Source organism: Nocardia donostiensis (assembly GCF_002081715.1).
Classification (GTDB): domain Bacteria; phylum Actinomycetota; class Actinomycetes; order Mycobacteriales; family Mycobacteriaceae; genus Nocardia; species Nocardia donostiensis.
On sequence record NZ_MUKP01000003.1, the window covers coordinates 198,406 to 212,517 of the forward strand.

The 14,112-nt window shown below is 65.4% G+C and carries 18 protein-coding genes and 1 other RNA gene; 6 read left to right on the forward strand and 13 right to left on the reverse strand.

Annotation, left to right across the window (positions count from 1 at the left end; genetic code table 11):
* The 5 genes from modA to B0T44_RS03490 all read right to left on the reverse strand — a co-directional run bounded on the left by modA (window position 1) and on the right by B0T44_RS03490 (window position 4,241).
* On the reverse strand, window positions 1–768 hold the full coding sequence (gene modA / locus B0T44_RS03470) for a molybdate ABC transporter substrate-binding protein (RefSeq protein WP_245839081.1): 768 nt from the start codon (window positions 766–768) through the stop codon (window positions 1–3).
* Window positions 765–1,163, reverse strand: coding sequence for a TOBE domain-containing protein (locus B0T44_RS03475; protein WP_077116568.1), 399 nt, complete (start codon window positions 1,161–1,163; stop codon window positions 765–767). The genes modA and B0T44_RS03475 overlap by 4 nt, the downstream gene beginning before the upstream one ends.
* 210 nt (window positions 1,164–1,373) lie before the next feature.
* Complete coding sequence (locus B0T44_RS03480; RefSeq protein ID WP_175647999.1) at window positions 1,374–1,859, reverse strand: GNAT family N-acetyltransferase; 486 nt, start codon at window positions 1,857–1,859, stop codon at window positions 1,374–1,376.
* Window positions 1,860–1,991: 132 nt separating this feature from the next.
* Window positions 1,992–3,065 (reverse strand): YhgE/Pip domain-containing protein, encoded by a 1,074-nt coding sequence (locus B0T44_RS03485; protein WP_077116570.1) that lies wholly within the window; start codon window positions 3,063–3,065, stop codon window positions 1,992–1,994.
* Between the two features lie 168 nt (window positions 3,066–3,233).
* The gene (locus B0T44_RS03490) at window positions 3,234–4,241 is read right to left on the reverse strand and encodes a pirin family protein (protein WP_077116571.1); all 1,008 of its coding nucleotides are present in this window, start codon (window positions 4,239–4,241) and stop codon (window positions 3,234–3,236) included.
* Window positions 4,242–4,534: 293 nt separating this feature from the next.
* Here B0T44_RS03490 and B0T44_RS03495 point away from each other — a divergent pair, with 293 nt between their 5' ends.
* Window positions 4,535–5,032 (forward strand): MarR family winged helix-turn-helix transcriptional regulator, encoded by a 498-nt coding sequence (locus B0T44_RS03495; RefSeq protein ID WP_077116572.1) that lies wholly within the window; start codon window positions 4,535–4,537, stop codon window positions 5,030–5,032.
* On the opposite strand, the gene fabG is transcribed toward B0T44_RS03495, so the two are convergent.
* The 4 genes from fabG to B0T44_RS03515 all read right to left on the reverse strand — a co-directional run bounded on the left by fabG (window position 5,001) and on the right by B0T44_RS03515 (window position 7,512).
* Entirely contained in the window at window positions 5,001–5,753 is a 753-nt protein-coding gene (gene fabG / locus B0T44_RS03500) for a 3-oxoacyl-ACP reductase FabG (protein WP_077116573.1), read from the reverse strand. The genes B0T44_RS03495 and fabG overlap by 32 nt on opposite strands.
* Window positions 5,754–5,786: 33 nt before the next feature.
* Window positions 5,787–5,936, reverse strand: coding sequence for a hypothetical protein (locus tag B0T44_RS03505; RefSeq protein ID WP_175647995.1), 150 nt, complete (start codon window positions 5,934–5,936; stop codon window positions 5,787–5,789).
* 28 nt (window positions 5,937–5,964) lie between these two features.
* Window positions 5,965–6,483 (reverse strand): TrmH family RNA methyltransferase, encoded by a 519-nt coding sequence (locus B0T44_RS03510; RefSeq protein WP_077116575.1) that lies wholly within the window; start codon window positions 6,481–6,483, stop codon window positions 5,965–5,967.
* Between the two features lie 141 nt (window positions 6,484–6,624).
* Window positions 6,625–7,512 carry an alpha/beta hydrolase gene (locus B0T44_RS03515; protein WP_077116576.1) on the reverse strand — a complete coding sequence of 296 codons (888 nt, stop codon included), beginning with the start codon at window positions 7,510–7,512 and terminating at the stop codon, window positions 6,625–6,627.
* 36 nt (window positions 7,513–7,548) lie between these two features.
* Here B0T44_RS03515 and rnpB point away from each other — a divergent pair.
* The 3 genes from rnpB (at window position 7,549) to B0T44_RS03530 (ending at window position 9,700) form a co-directional block, all read left to right on the forward strand.
* Window positions 7,549–7,961, forward strand: an RNA gene (rnpB, locus tag B0T44_RS03520) — RNase P RNA component class A.
* A 145-nt stretch (window positions 7,962–8,106) separates the two neighbouring features.
* Entirely contained in the window at window positions 8,107–8,760 is a 654-nt protein-coding gene (locus B0T44_RS03525; protein WP_077116577.1) for a scabin-related ADP-ribosyltransferase, read from the forward strand.
* Window positions 8,761–9,127: 367 nt separating this feature from the next.
* Window positions 9,128–9,700 carry a hypothetical protein gene (locus B0T44_RS03530; RefSeq protein ID WP_077116578.1) on the forward strand — a complete coding sequence of 191 codons (573 nt, stop codon included), beginning with the start codon at window positions 9,128–9,130 and terminating at the stop codon, window positions 9,698–9,700.
* A 137-nt stretch (window positions 9,701–9,837) separates the two neighbouring features.
* Here the strand turns inward: B0T44_RS03530 and B0T44_RS03535 are convergent, their stop codons facing one another.
* Genes B0T44_RS03535 through B0T44_RS03550 form a run of 4 tightly spaced genes read right to left on the reverse strand, consistent with a single transcriptional unit; the run spans window position 9,838 to window position 11,861 of the window.
* Window positions 9,838–10,209: a hypothetical protein gene (locus B0T44_RS03535; RefSeq protein ID WP_077116579.1), complete on the reverse strand. Its 372-nt coding sequence runs from the start codon at window positions 10,207–10,209 to the stop codon at window positions 9,838–9,840.
* Between the two features lie 32 nt (window positions 10,210–10,241).
* Window positions 10,242–10,700, reverse strand: coding sequence for a roadblock/LC7 domain-containing protein (locus B0T44_RS03540; RefSeq protein ID WP_245839083.1), 459 nt, complete (start codon window positions 10,698–10,700; stop codon window positions 10,242–10,244).
* Window positions 10,697–11,479 carry a hypothetical protein gene (locus tag B0T44_RS03545; protein WP_077116580.1) on the reverse strand — a complete coding sequence of 261 codons (783 nt, stop codon included), beginning with the start codon at window positions 11,477–11,479 and terminating at the stop codon, window positions 10,697–10,699. The genes B0T44_RS03540 and B0T44_RS03545 overlap by 4 nt, the downstream gene beginning before the upstream one ends.
* Window positions 11,469–11,861 carry a hypothetical protein gene (locus B0T44_RS03550; RefSeq protein WP_077116581.1) on the reverse strand — a complete coding sequence of 131 codons (393 nt, stop codon included), beginning with the start codon at window positions 11,859–11,861 and terminating at the stop codon, window positions 11,469–11,471. Before B0T44_RS03550 ends, B0T44_RS03545 begins: the two co-directional genes overlap by 11 nt.
* 869 nt (window positions 11,862–12,730) lie before the next feature.
* On the opposite strand from B0T44_RS03550, the gene B0T44_RS03560 reads away from it, so the two are divergent.
* Together B0T44_RS03560 and B0T44_RS26275 are read left to right on the forward strand one after the other, a co-directional pair.
* Window positions 12,731–13,765 (forward strand): hypothetical protein, encoded by a 1,035-nt coding sequence (locus B0T44_RS03560; RefSeq protein WP_077116583.1) that lies wholly within the window; start codon window positions 12,731–12,733, stop codon window positions 13,763–13,765.
* A gap of 103 nt (window positions 13,766–13,868) precedes the next feature.
* Window positions 13,869–14,112, forward strand: a 244-nt coding sequence (locus tag B0T44_RS26275; RefSeq protein ID WP_139795312.1) for a hypothetical protein, incomplete at its 3' end; no start/stop codon positions are given.

The following is a 14,112-nucleotide window of genomic DNA, read 5'->3' on the forward strand; positions in this document are numbered from 1 at the left end:
TCACGGTGTGTCGAATCCGGCATCGACGAAGACCGGCCGGGCTGCCGAGGAACCGGTGAAGTCGGCGAACAGCGCGGCCACAGCCGGGTTCGGTGCCTCGGCCAGCGGCGCGATCAGGTACTCGTTGGCGACGCGGCTCGATTCGGGAAAACCGATCCCCTCGACCGCGTTCCCTGCCGCGCGCACGTCGCTGCGGTACACCAGCGCGGCATCGACTTCACTGAGCGTCACCTTCGTCAGGGCGGCCTTGACATCCTGCTCGGTGGTGTCGGGTTGCGGTGTGACACCGGCAGCCTCGAAAACCTGCTGCGCGGCGGCCCCGCACGGCACCTGCTCGGCGCATATCGCGATCCTCGGTTCGGGTTTCCCGAAGTCGGCGAGCCCGGTGACACCACCCGGGTTCCCCGCCGGCACCGCGATCTCGAGCCGGTTGCGCGCGAACGTCACCGGTGTCGCTGTGACATCACCGGAGTCGACGACCTGCTGCATATTCTTCGGCGCTGCGGAGGCGAACACGTCCGCGGGTGCGCCTTGCCGGATCTGCTGAGCCAGCGTGGAACTGCCGCCGAAGCTGAACACCACCTCCACGCCCGGGTGTTCGGCTTCGAACCGTGCACCGAGTTCGGTGAACGTCTCGGTGAGCGAGGCGGCGGCGAACACCGTGATCCGCCCGCTGACCTCACCGGAGTCGCCGCTGGTGTCCACGGCCACGCACCCGGTCAGCGCCAGCGCGACGAGCACCATCAGGGCCCGAAATACAGCCGTCACCGCTGCGGTACCTCGACCACGACATGCGTCGATTTCACCGACGCGACCGCCACACTGCCCACCTCGAGCCCCAACTCGTCCACCGATTCCCGGCTCACCAGCGACACCAGCCGGAACGGTCCCGCCTGCATCTCCACCTGCGCCATCACGGTGTCCTTCACCACCCGTGTCACGATTCCTCGCATCCGGTTGCGCGCCGACGCCGCCACTGTCGCTCCCGCCTCCGGCGCCGCCGCCATCGCCTGCGCGAACTCGGCCAGATCCCGCCCCCGCACTCCTTGCCGCCCGCTGTCCAGCCGAACCGAAGGCAGCCGCCCCTGATCCACCCACCGCCGCACGGTGTCATCACTGACCCCGAGCAGAGTAGCCGCCTCACTGATCCGCAGATTCGTCACGAACGGCAGTGTATTTCTGCAAGTGCGGGGATAGAAGGGGGTAGTGGTTTCCGAAGCACCGCGGTGGGCGTGGGGCGAACCCGCTACCGAGGCGTTGAGCGGCACTGCCGACTACAGGTGCGTGTGGAGACCTCGGCGGTGACGCGCGAGCAAGGCCCCTGGGGGAACCTGCTGGCAGTCGCTTCCCGAGGCGATCGCATCACCCGTTGTTCACCGGTCGGTGACGGCCAGTAGCAGCATCATCTCGTGCTCAGGCCGGGGGTCGTCCGCAGCGTACGGGCGCTCTCGTCCCGTGCGGACAAACCCGTTTCTGCGGTAGAGCTTTTCGGCGTGCTCGTTACCCTCGACAAACCAGAGCCGCAATTCCGGGTACCCACCGACGAGCGCCCAGGCAGCGACCGCGCGGACCAGGCGGTCGGAAACACCCGTCCCGCGCACTACCGGAGCCGTCCACATCGAGACGAGTTCGGCTTTTCCCTCGGTGACGATCCCGCCCGCCGATCCAACCGGTGCGCCGTCGCGTTCGGCGATGAACAGGGCGCGCCGCTCGGTCCACTGCCGCCACTGCTGTTCATCCCATGTCGAGGCTTCGGCGTGAGTGGCGGCGAAAGTACCCGGTGGGGAGCCGGCGAGTGCGTCGAGCCGAACCGTGCGCGCGGTTTCCCATTCGTCCTGTCCGATCTGCCGTATAGCCATACCCGCATCGTGGTCACGAAAGATGCTGAACGCAAAGGCATAACCCGCTCGGGCCGTCGGCGCATCTCGACCGGGAAACAGGTGGTTCAGGTGCAGCAGATTTTCCGACCGCATCCGCTCTGTCGCGCGACGCTAGGTGTTTCGACCGTGGCCCGCCTGCCGGTCCTGGCTGATCCAGAACACCGTGCACGCCAGCAGAGCCCACGCGGCCAGGACGAGGAACGGCAACGCATGCTGGTGACCGCGGAAGTACACGGCAGTGTGCTGGGCGTTGACCGACGCCCCCGGCGGCAGCCAGCGCCCGATCTGTGCCAGCGCCGACGGCAGCAGCGGCCATGGCACCGCACCACCGGACGACGGATTGCCGACGAGCACCATCAATCCCCAGGTCGGAATCATCGCCCACCGGGCGAAGAGCGCGTCGAACATGGTGAAGATCATGCCCGCGGTGAACATGGTCAGTGCCAAGATCAGCCACGATGTGACGACCGGGAGATCGAGGGCGCCCAACCACCAGTCGACCACGGCCACGATCACGAAACCGCCGAGCAGCGCGTAAGCGCCGGTGAAGGCGATCCGCTGGGGAGGCCCGAGTTGCTGAGCGTGTACTTTGAGCTGAATCGCCCCGACGAATCCGATGATCACCGCCGCCAGCGCGATGTAGAAGATCGCCAGCCCGCGGGGGTCGCCCGTTTGCAGTGGATTCATATCGGTGACCGTGACCGCCAGTCCGGTCTGCGCACCTGCGGATTGGGCTGCGTTCGTCAGTACCTCGGCCACCGATGATCCGGACGCTCCCGACACGTTGACGGCCACGGCATCCGGCTGTTCGATCTCCAGAATCGCGAACACCCGCTGTGCCTCCACAGCGTCTCGCGCCGCCGTCATGGTGTCGAACTGGACGATCTCGAGCGTTTCGTCCAGCGCCCTGTTCATATCGGCCAGGAAAACGGCGCCTTCGCCGCTGACCGGCCTATCCGAGTCCACCACGGCGACGGGAATTCGGTGTGGTGTGGGATTCGCCATCACGTAGGTGTAGGACCCGGCGAACAGCCCGGCGGCGATGGCCAGGATGAACACCAGGACGGTGGCAGGCAGGTACGGTGACCGCCGGAACTCGGCCCAGCGCCGTCGCGCTCGCGCCGCCCAGCCTGATCTGCCTCGGGTCCTGGCTCGTCCTCCCCGCTCGGTTGCGCCCTCGGACATGGCGCAACCTTAAGAGCAGGCAGAGGTGTTTCCTGACAGGCTCACGGGGACCGACCCGAAACGGCACCATCGGCCCGCCGACGCCCTAGGCAGTCCGCTGATGCCCGGGACGGCCTGTGTCTTCGTCAACCCGCTCCGGCGGCGAGTCCCATGGTGTTCGTCCTGAGATCAATTGCTGGTCGGGGGATTGCGGCGCGGCTGGATACGTGCATTCGGTAGGGCGGGGGCAGGTAGGCGAGCGATTTTCCCCTGATAGCCGTCGACCCGGCCGAACCGATCGGATTCGCGTTCCCATGCTGTGCGGTATTCGGCGATCTCCTCATGGCTGCGGCCGACGAAGTTCCACCACATGACGATCTCCTCGCCGAACGGGGTGCCGCCGAGCAGGAGCACGCGAGCGGTGTCGCCGGTGCGGTTGGTCAGGGACAAACAGGGGACACCTGTACCGATATAGCCGAGTTCGGCGCGGTCGAGCGCAGTGTCGAACAGCGTGACGGTGCCGGTGTCGACGAGCACCCCGTGCTCGAAATCGGTGTCGACATCGAGGTCGATCGTGGCGTGCGGGCCCAGCACGAGCTCTGCGCCGAGTAGTGGGCTGAACGTGGTCACCGGTGACGTCTGGCCGGCGAGGGTGCCGAGGAACACCCGGGCGAGCACGTCGGCGCCTGGGGCGGCCGGATGTACTTCAGGAACGTAATGCTGGAAGTCGCGGGGCGCGTCGCGGGCGGTGTCGGGCAGTGCCAGCCACAGCTGCACACCGTGCAGGATCGTCGTCTCCGGGGTGGATACCTCCGAGTGAGCGATCCCGTGCCCACCGGTCATCAGGTTCATCTCCCCGGGCCGCACCATCGCGTGCACGCCGTGACTGTCACGATGTTCGATCTCGCCGGAGAACAACCAGCTCAACGTCTGCAAACCGGTGTGCGGATGCGGGGCGACATCCATCCCACCGGTGACGGAAACATCGTCGGGTCCGTAATGGTCGATGAAACACCATGCCCCGATCAGTGAACGTTTCCGCTGCGGCAGCGTGCGGCGCACCGGCATGGCTCGCGGCCCGCCGAGCGGTACCGCACGGGATGTGATCACCTCTACCTGCGGGCGCCGGGTATCGCCGACCGGAAGATCCTCGGGACGGCACCGCAGCTCCACCGGTGCGGTTTCGGTATTGCTCATGGCTGTGGAACTTTCCGGTCGGCGGTTGCGGGAAGGATGTCTCGCAACCAATGTAGTTGCTTGCTCAATTACTTTAGAGAGTAGGTGCTGGTGTTCTCCCTGGCGATCGATGTGCGGAAGTGTTCAGGCTGCCGCCGCCTGGACGTTGATATGGGCGCGTTGCGCGGCAGCCGCAACTGCGTATCTGCTGCTCTGCGGTTACCCGGCGCGCTCGTGGACAAAACGCTTGCGAGTGCAGCTACTGAGTCGGGTATATAGTTGCGCACACAACAAAGACGGTTAGCCTGAAATACATGAACGACACGCGGTGGCTCGATGACGACGAACAGCGCCTGTGGCGCTCCTACCTCGACGCCACCCGGCTGCTGTTCCAGGAACTCGACAAACAATTGGCCCGCGACGCAGGTATCACCCTCGCCGACTACGAAATCCTCGTACTCCTGTCCGAAGCCCCCCAGCGCCGTCTCCGCATGCGCGACCTCGCCGATGCCAGCACCACCAGCCGCAGCGGCATCACCCGCGCCATCACCCGGCTGGAAACCGCAGGCTGGGTCACCCGCGTCGACTGTGAAACCGACAAGCGCGGCGCCTGGGCCGAACTCACCGACGCGGGCGCGGCGAAACTCGCCGCCGCAGGGCCCGGCCATGTCGCAGCCGTCCGCGAGAACATGTTCGACCTGCTCAGTCCGCGCGGTATCGCCGTCATGACCCACGGGTTCGGCGAAATGCGCCAGCACATGCTGGAAAACCGAGAAAAGCTCAGCCGCGCGGACCGCCTGCAACATAGATGACCTGCCCCGATACGAAGCCCGCCCCTTCGCTCACCAGGAAAGACGCCGTGTGCGCGATATCTTCCGGTTGCCCGACCCGCTGCACCGGGATCTCGGCTGCCGCGGCCTTCTTGAACTCCTCGAAGCCGACTCCCACGCGGGCAGCGGTCGCCGCCGTCATATCGGTGACGATGAATCCGGGCGCGATAGCGTTCGCGGTCACCCCGAACTTGCCGAGTTCGAACGCCAGCGTTTTGGTGAATCCCTGCATCCCGGCCTTGGCCGCCGAATAGTTGACCTGCCCGCGGTTGCCCTGCGCCGAGGTACTGGACATATTGACGATACGGCCCCACTTCTGCTCGACCATGTACTTCTGCACGGCCCTGGTCAGCAGGAAGGCGCCGCGCAGGTGCACGTTCATCACCGCGTCCCAGTCGTCGACGCTCATCTTGAACAGCAGGTTGTCCCGTAGGATCCCTGCATTGTTGACCACCACCGTCGGCGCGCCGAGTTCCTGCTCCAGCCGCTCCACAGCCGCCGCCACCGACGCCTCATCGCTCACATCCGCGCCAAGCGCCAGTGCCTGCCCACCGGCCTCGGTGATCGCCGACACCGTATCCGCGCACGCTTTCTCGTCCAGGTCGAGCACCCCGACCCGCAGCCCGTCGGCTGCCAAGCGTGTGGCGATCGCCGCCCCGATCCCCCGCGCGGCCCCGGAAACTACTGCGATCCTCTCGGCCATTCGACGTCCTCTCTCCTTCGGTCGTGCCTCAGCTCATTCAACAGCCTCATCGGCAACGGCGCGAGCGGCCCCCGGCAGCTCCCCGGGCGCCCGCAGCAGTGCGACGCCATACCTCACGAGCCACGCCACCCACAGCAGCCACCCGATCAGGCCGAGTAGCCCCAGCGGTCCCGGCTCGGCCATGACCAGCGGAGTCAGTGATGCCGAACTGTCAGCACAACCCGGCGAGCTTGTAGAGGACAAGCGAACCGGCCACCGCAACGTTCAGACTGTGCCCGGTCCCCACCATCGGGATCTCCACGGCCACATCCACGCGCTCCATCCCCTCCGGCGGTATCCCGTCGGATTCGTGCCCGAGCACCACGATGGTCCGCCGCCGCGCGACAGGCAGGTCGGCGAGCCGGATGGATTCGTCGGTGAGTTCGACGCCGACCACAACGGACCCACCGGATCGCTGCCGGTCCAGCCACCGATCGACTCGCCCCTCGACCCAGTGCACACATTGCCGGTGCCGCAAGGTGTTTCCTTGCGCCAACGCATCGGGCACCCATGGGCGCCGAGGCACCGCCATACACGCGCCGACAGCGTCGCACGTGCGCAGCAGGGTCCCGAGATTGGCGGTGTGCTTCGGCCAGAGCGGAGCGACGATCAGATGATTCCAGCAGCCGTGCGCACGGGGACGGCGCTGTCTGCGCAGCTCGGGGCGGGTACGCACCCGCGCGCCGCTCATCGGGGTCCGGGAAGACCCTTCCCATGGGGTTCGATTGTCATCACGAGGATGCTTCGCGGCGCATCCGGGCCATCGTCGCGGCCTGCCACCGGTAAGGGCCAGCCTCTGCTGCCACAGGATACCGGCCCGTTGTCCGTTGTGTCAGGGTCGCAGGATCGAGGTGAGGAATTCGGTCTGGTCGCGCACCGCCTGCTCGAACATGTCGTCGAAGTACAGGTCGAAATGCCCGGCCGGATAACGTTTCACCGTGGCGTGCTTGGTGTGCTTCGCCGCCTTCAACGCCCGTTTCACCGGTGCGATCGAATCGTTGTCGGCCAGCGCGTACATCACCGGCATCTTCAACTGTTTGGCATGCTTGCCCGGCGAATCGAACAGCGCCGAGAAAGCCACCCGCGCAGCAACTTTCGGTAGATAACTTTCGCTCTCCTCGGACAACCTGCCGAAACCCTCCGGCACATCCGGTGCGCTCATCAACGCCGCTGCCCGTTTCCGTCCCGCCAATCGCACCGGAACCGGTTTGCGCCGAATCGGCCCGAGCAGCATATCGGTGGCGGCGATGGTGGCCACCTTCGTCAAGCTGACCGGCCCCTTCGCCAGCGCCGAGGAGAACCCGCTGATGAACGGAACCTGCGCGACAACGGCGGCGATATAACTGTCGTCCGGCGCCACCGACAGCACATGCCCGCCGCCGAACGAGGTGCCCCACAACGCGATCCGCGTCGCATCGAACCCTTTGACGGTGCGCGCATAGGCGATCGCGGCGTGCCAGTCCTCCCGCTGCCGGGCGATATGCACCATCTGCCGCGGTTCACCGTCACTGGCGCCGAAATGCCGGTAGTCGAAAACCAGCACCCCCATCCCCGCGGCCGTGAACCGCCGCGCATACCGATCCAAACCCATTTCTCTGTTGGCCCCCAGGCCGTGTCCCATCACCACGAGCGGGCGGGGTTTGGGCACGCCGTCCGGGCGGTACAACCAGGCGGCGCACTGCTGGCCTCCCGACGGGAAGCTGACCTCGACACGTTCCATGATCGTTTACCGTACCGAGTATCGTGGGCAGGCGGACGAGTCGGCCGGGCGGCCGCGGCGACGGGAACGGGCACCAACAGGTGCCGCGCCCGGTGCCGAGGAAAGTCCGGACTCCACAGAGCAGGGCGGTTGCTAACGGCAACCCGGGGCGACCCGCGGGACAGTGCCACAGAAAACAAACCGCCCACGGCCTCACGGTCGTGCGGTAAGGGTGAAACGGTGCGGTAAGAGCGCACCAGCGCCCCGGGTGACCGGGGCGGCTCGGTAAACCCCGCCCGGAGCAAGGTCGAAGGCCGCACCCTGTGGTGCGGCTGCGCAGGTGTTCGAGGGCTGCTCGCCCGAGCCTGCGGGTGGACCGCTCGAGGTACCCGGCGACGGTGTGCCCAGATGGATGGCCGCCACCCGGTGCGAACCGGGGACAGGATCCGGCTTACAGGCCGACTCGTCCACCTTTCTCTCCAGGCCGTGTGCTTGGGTGTGCCAGTCCACTGCGCTTTCGTCCACCCGGATAGCATCAGAGCCCACCCATCTCGGTGTGATCGACGGCCCAGCAGGGGTGAGTACGAGTTGCGTAACGAGGACCCAGGGAAACTGATGGAGGTGCTGACGCGCCTCGTCGACTCGACACATGAAGTGACGACGCTCCTCTCGCGGCACATTCACGGTGTGAGCCGAAATCTGGACGGCGTCGCAACCGTGGCTCCAGGCGCCGATGGTGACCTGGCATCCACCATTACCGCGAGCAAGCCGATGACGTCACGACGCCGGCCGAAAGATCCTTTCGAAGCAGCGTTTCGCCGCGACATAGATGTCTCCACCCACGGGCTGGGCCAGCCCGCACTGTGGCGTACCGATGTCAACGTGCTCTACCGCCACGACAACCGGCCCCCGGAAGTGATTTTCGCGGAAGGCTTCCAAGTACGGAATTCGGACTCTCACCTCGGTGAGCACGAGGCAGGCACGCCCTCAGGGTTCGTCAGCACAACGCGCGCAGAGATTATCGGCAAGGGAACTTCGTTCCGAAGGCGATACATATACAGCATTGATGCTCCGGGTGGGATCGATCTCGGGGAAATGGCCGCCCAGCGGTTCTATTCGCAACAATGGACTACGCAGCAGAAAGAGGTTGCCTTCCCGGGCGGCATACGACCCGAATTCATCGTCGGCGCGCGTCTGCGGGAGCCGCGGCCAGGGGAACCGGCAGGATTTATCGAAAATCCGAACTATCGGCCGCGTCCTTCGCAGTGAGCGCTGGACTTCGGTCAAGACCGTGAACTCGGTCGGCCACCCATACGGTAGGCATCCACAATCTACTCTTGACGACGCTCTGCCATGGCAGCTCGTGGAAGAGCCCGTGCGGCACCTCATTTGCTGGTGTGGCTGCGCAGGTGTGCGGGCTGCTCGGGCCCGGCCCGCGGGTGGACCGCTCGAAGCAACCGGCAACTGCGTGCCCAGAGGGATGACCGCCCGGTGCGAACCGGGACAGAACCCGGCTTACCGGCCGACTCGTCCGCCCGAAACCGGCTCCGGGAATGTTTCCCGTTTTCTCTGATATCCGTGACACTCCGGATCTACGCTGATGCGGCAATCTGCTGGGGGTCTTGAACATTACGCGGTGATCTGGGAGCACACGGTCGTCAACGCCCCGCGCGGGAGAGCCGAGGACATCCGCTGCGGCGGAACAACCAAAGGGGGAGTGTTGGTGGTGGACAACTGTGACGGGCTGGGGCGGCTGCCGACCGGGCAGGAACTGTGGCGGGCGTTCTCCGCAGCGTCCGGGCCGGACCGGGACGCGGCCGGGTTCGGCAGCATGCTGCTCGCCGCTGCCGCGGGCCTGGTGGATGCCCACCGGCGCTTCGCGGCCGCGCACCTGGACACCGGAGACCGGGAGTTGCTGAACGCCTGCAAAGACCTGGAGAGCCATATGACCACCATCGATCGCCACGCGCGCGACGTGCTCAGCGCTCGGCCCGTGCACAGTGCCGCCGTGACCCATCCGGAAAACGCAGGCTCGATCTTCAGCCATTTGGCCTGGCTGTACACCAGGTCGTTCTCCGCTCAAGGGTATCCACTCGGCGGACTGCGCTGCCCGGAAAGATCTCAGCTCGCCGCCGGGATCCGCAAATATGGCGCGCTGGTGGTGGAGTTGGAGGCAGGAAGGCGGCGGTTGCCCGTCATGGACGGATGATCACCGTCGACACCACGCGTTCGGCGGGTAGATACCGTCTGAGCCGACGGGCGTCTGTGCGCCGTCTATTTCTACGAGAAACCGGAGCACCCTCGGTATGCAGTATTCACTGCATACCGAGGGTTGCCGTCGGACGATCACACATCCAGGTCCTCTTCGATGCCCTTGAGGCGATGCCGGGCCAGCGCGAGATTCGCCCGGTTCCGGTCCAGGGCGAGGTAGAGGAACAGACCCTTGGATTTACGGCCGGTCATCGGCCGGATGAGGTGGTACTGTCCGGACAGGGTGATGAGGATGTCCTCGATGTTTTCCTGAATACCGAGCTGGTCGATGGTGCGCATTTTGGCGCGCACCACCTCGGTGTTGCCTGCGGCGGCGACCTGGAGGTCCAGCGCATTGGAACTGCTGAGTGCCCCGAGCGCCATACCGCTGTTGTAGTCGACAACGGCGGCACCGACGGCGCCGTCGATCGACATCATGTCCTTCAGCGCCAGATCCATATCGGACATATCGCTTTCCTTTCGGTTGGGGTTGTTACCAGCTAGCTGTTTCTGCGGTCGTTCGCCGATTCAGCCAGATAGTGAGCTATTGCGCGGGCGGCTGGGCGTGACTCCAGATGCAGGCGTCCGACATTCACCTCGGGGGCCGCGAGCACGGTCAGCGATGCCCAGCCCGCCGCATACACCACCACATAGCCGTCGGTGCCGTGCACCACGACATCGTTGAATCCGCCGCCGTGCGCTGTGGTGGCCAGCCGGTGTGACAGCGACAGCTGCGAGGCAGCGAGCGCAGCCATTCCGGAGGGCTCGATATGCGCGGGTAGATCATGGGCGACGAGCAGACCGTCGCTGGAAGCCACCAGTGAGCCGGTCAGTCCGGGGACACGCTCGCGCAGTGCCCGCAACTGGTTCAGTACCGCCGCATTCGGATCGGGTCCGGGCATCGTCACCTTCGTCCACTTTCCCATCAGTTCGCCGAGCAGTTTCTTGCGCTCTGTCACGCGAGCTCCTCCAATGCCGCTCGTACGCGGACGAGCAGGTCGTGGTCGACCGGCTCCCACTGGTCCGGGGCGGGGATGGCTACGGCAGGCCGTCGGCGGCGATGCAGCAGCGGTGCGTCCGGGGCGCCGGTGCGGGCGGCTGCCGATCCAGCTGTCGTAGCGGGTGGTTCGATCAGCCCGGCCGCGGTCAGGTCCCGGACCGCTTCCAGACAGCCGTAGGCGGTGCGGCCGAGATCACGCGCGATCTCGGTGATGCTGCGCCGGGAATCGGCGGCGGCCAGCACCTCGGCGTGGCCGCCGGTGAGCACTACCCGGCGGCGCCGGACGCGGCGGACCGGTACCACGGGGACACGGCTGACCAGTTCCGCAGGCCAGGGTCCCGATTCCGGTTCTCCGCGCCGGGCGCATTCGCGGATGAGGGCGCTGGGTGTGACTCGGCAGACCGCGGCGAGCCAATGCGCGGGCCCGGGCTGGAATTCGGGAACGTCGGCCGCCGACAGCAGGAAGTAGGCGGCGTCGAACACCGACAGCAACGCCAAAGCTTCCAACTGCGGGCGTTCCAGCATCCTCCCGGTTTCCCCCGCCACGGCCCGCTGCCATTCCTCGCTGGTCGCCACACCCGCCTCGACGGCGAGCCGGTCCAACCCGGGTGTGCGGCGGCAGTCGGCGGCCGCGATCGCGCCGTCGGCCAGATGGAAGGCGCCGTCGCGGGTGCGTAGTACTCCGGTGCTTCTTTCCGCTGCGAGGCGTTGTAGTTCTTGTGCGATATCAGGCGCCATAGTCGTCCCTGGCGAATTCGCCGAGAATTCCCCGAATCTGGAAACGCGCCATTGCCAAGTTTCCGGATTCGTCGTCGAACAGAACGTGTACGAACAGCCGTCCGTCGAAGTCGCCGTTCACCAGATGAAGCAGATGATATCCGTGGGTTCCGGAGATGATGATCTCGTTCACATCATCGTCATCCGGCCCGGTCGCCAGCGCCGGGCAATTCAGCACCGCCCGCACCACATCTGTAGTGGTCGCGGCGTCTTCGTGCTGGTCGACCGTATCGTGCCGACCTGCCGCCGCAATGGCCAAACCGCTCGCACTGTCCACCAACGTCACACTGCGCGCCCCTGGAATGCCCATGATGCGTTCCAGGCAGTCGTCGATACCGATCACCGTGCCACCGCTTGTCCATTGCCTGTTTCGGAAACGCCGACGCTAACACAGCCGAATAAATACGCACCCGTAACTTCGGGCTGTCGATGAGTGTGAAGAAACCTGAAAAAGCAAATCGGACGGGTATTACCATTCGGTAATTTTCCCCGCTCATGCGGTTTTCCGTCTTGGATGCACGGTGTCGCCGGTGTGGTGTTGTGGGCCCGTATCCGGCTTGATCGCCGATTTTCGAGAGTTGCCGAGTTGCGGTGCTGTAGAAGCGTTTACCCATGTAGAGAGGCCTCAAACCTGGCGGGTGCGCGGATGTGGCAACTATCCGGCAAGCAGGGTCGGCAAGAGTGCTCCGGCCGATGAAGGCTGCCGATTCCGGCGAGTGGGCAGGTGTCGTCCGGCGGCTTCTGTGTCGTCGCATCCCGGAGGTGTCCGGGCTTTGTTCGTGCTCTTTCCGGCAATCAGAAAAGGAAGAATGTCACATTTGTGCCAGTAACCTGCCTGCGTCCTACCTGTCTGTTCGGCACTCGTGAAGGCACTCGCCGGTTCGGTGTCACACCGATCGCGTGGGCGCGGATGGGGACGGTGCGGGTTCTTCTGCCGGGCTTCTCTCGGCTTGCACGCTGATGTCGTCCGCGAGTGCTTCGAGACGCCCGTTCTCGATCCCGTCGAGTGCGGCGGCAACGACAGCGGCGAGGACGCCTCCGTCGAGCGTGGCTGAACGGGACCCGTATTTCCGGTCTTCGAGCAGTGGTTGCACCCGGTATTGATCTGGTCGAGGTATTTCCATTCGGGGTGCACGCCGACGCCTCGTTGCCTACGCTAACTGTTCGCTGGATACGGAAGTTGTTGCGCGCGAAGAGGAAGCGGAGTCGAAGATGACCGAACGCCATGCGTTGTTGATCGGTACCTTGCCGGGCGAGACCGCCGACGAAGCGATGCGGTCCGCTGTCGGGCGGGTCGGCCCCCATCTACGTTTTCTACCCGACGGCGAAACCGGCGAACGCAGGTCCTGGATCGTCGGATTGATCATGAGTTTGGAAAACCATCCCGACCTGGAGATCAGCAAGGACGGCGACTTCTCCGACTACCGGCATCAGCGCAATTACCGAGTGCGTAAAGGCCATCAGTTGACGAGCGACAACCTGGATCTGGGATACGCGAGCTGGTATCGGACCAATCGGGAGATCTTCGACAAGCTGGTCGCGGACACACCGGAACTCGACGGGGTGTCGTTCCAGGTGGGTATTCCGAGCGATCTCGACCTCGCCATGTTCGCACTGGGTCCGATGGGAGGTTTGCGAAATCGGAAAGTGTTCCAGGAAGCAACGATTCGCGATATCACCGCTATTCGGGACGAATCGGGCGATGATGTGCTGTTCCAGATCGAGGTGCCCGTCGAAACAATGCTGGTTGCCCTGGCCGGGCCGTTCGGTCGTTTCGTCGCTCCGCGGGTGGCGGCGAGCATCGGCCGGACGGTAGCCCGTGCGCCAGAGGGGACACGTTTCGGGGTCCACTTGTGCATGGGCGATCTCGGCCACAAGGCATTGACGCGGTTGCGGTCGTTGAAACCATTCGTGACGTTGGCGAACACGCTGTCGCAGTCGTGGCCGGCGGGACGGCCGCTGGAGTATGTGCATATGCCGCTGGCGGCGGGCGAAGAACCGGCCACTCTGGAGGAGAGCTTCTACCGTCCGCTGGCGGGCTTGCGGTTGCCCGCCGACGTCCACTTCGTCGCCGGTTTCCTGCACGAGCAGCGCGGCATCGACGAACAGCGCCGCATCCTCGCCGCGATCGAAACGGCGGTGGGCCACCCGGTCGATGTCGCCGCCGCGTGCGGACTCGGCCGACGCAGCCCGGAGGCCGCGTTCGCGACGATGGATCAGGCCAAGGCTCTGTGCGAGGCGAACTGACCTCTCACTATATCGAGTGGTCCTGGCTAGACCACCGCTGCGGGCGCATGCGGATGAGGAGCGAGCCCGAGTCGAGGCTCTGCTCGACGAAGGCCGTTCCCTCGTGTTCGCCGAGATAGCGGACGGCGACGGCTCGGCCCGCACCGGAATTTCAGCAGAGCACTTCGATCATCTGGTAAATGGCGCGCGCTTCCTCGGGTGTGGCTGCGGCTTCTCCGGACGCTGTGCGGGCGATGAGATCGCCGACTATTTTGTTTTCCGGTTTACGCTCGCGGATATCGGTACAGGTGTCGGTGAAGACGTCGCGGATATCGGTGTCGGATCGGTCTGCGGCGAGGGCGGGGAAC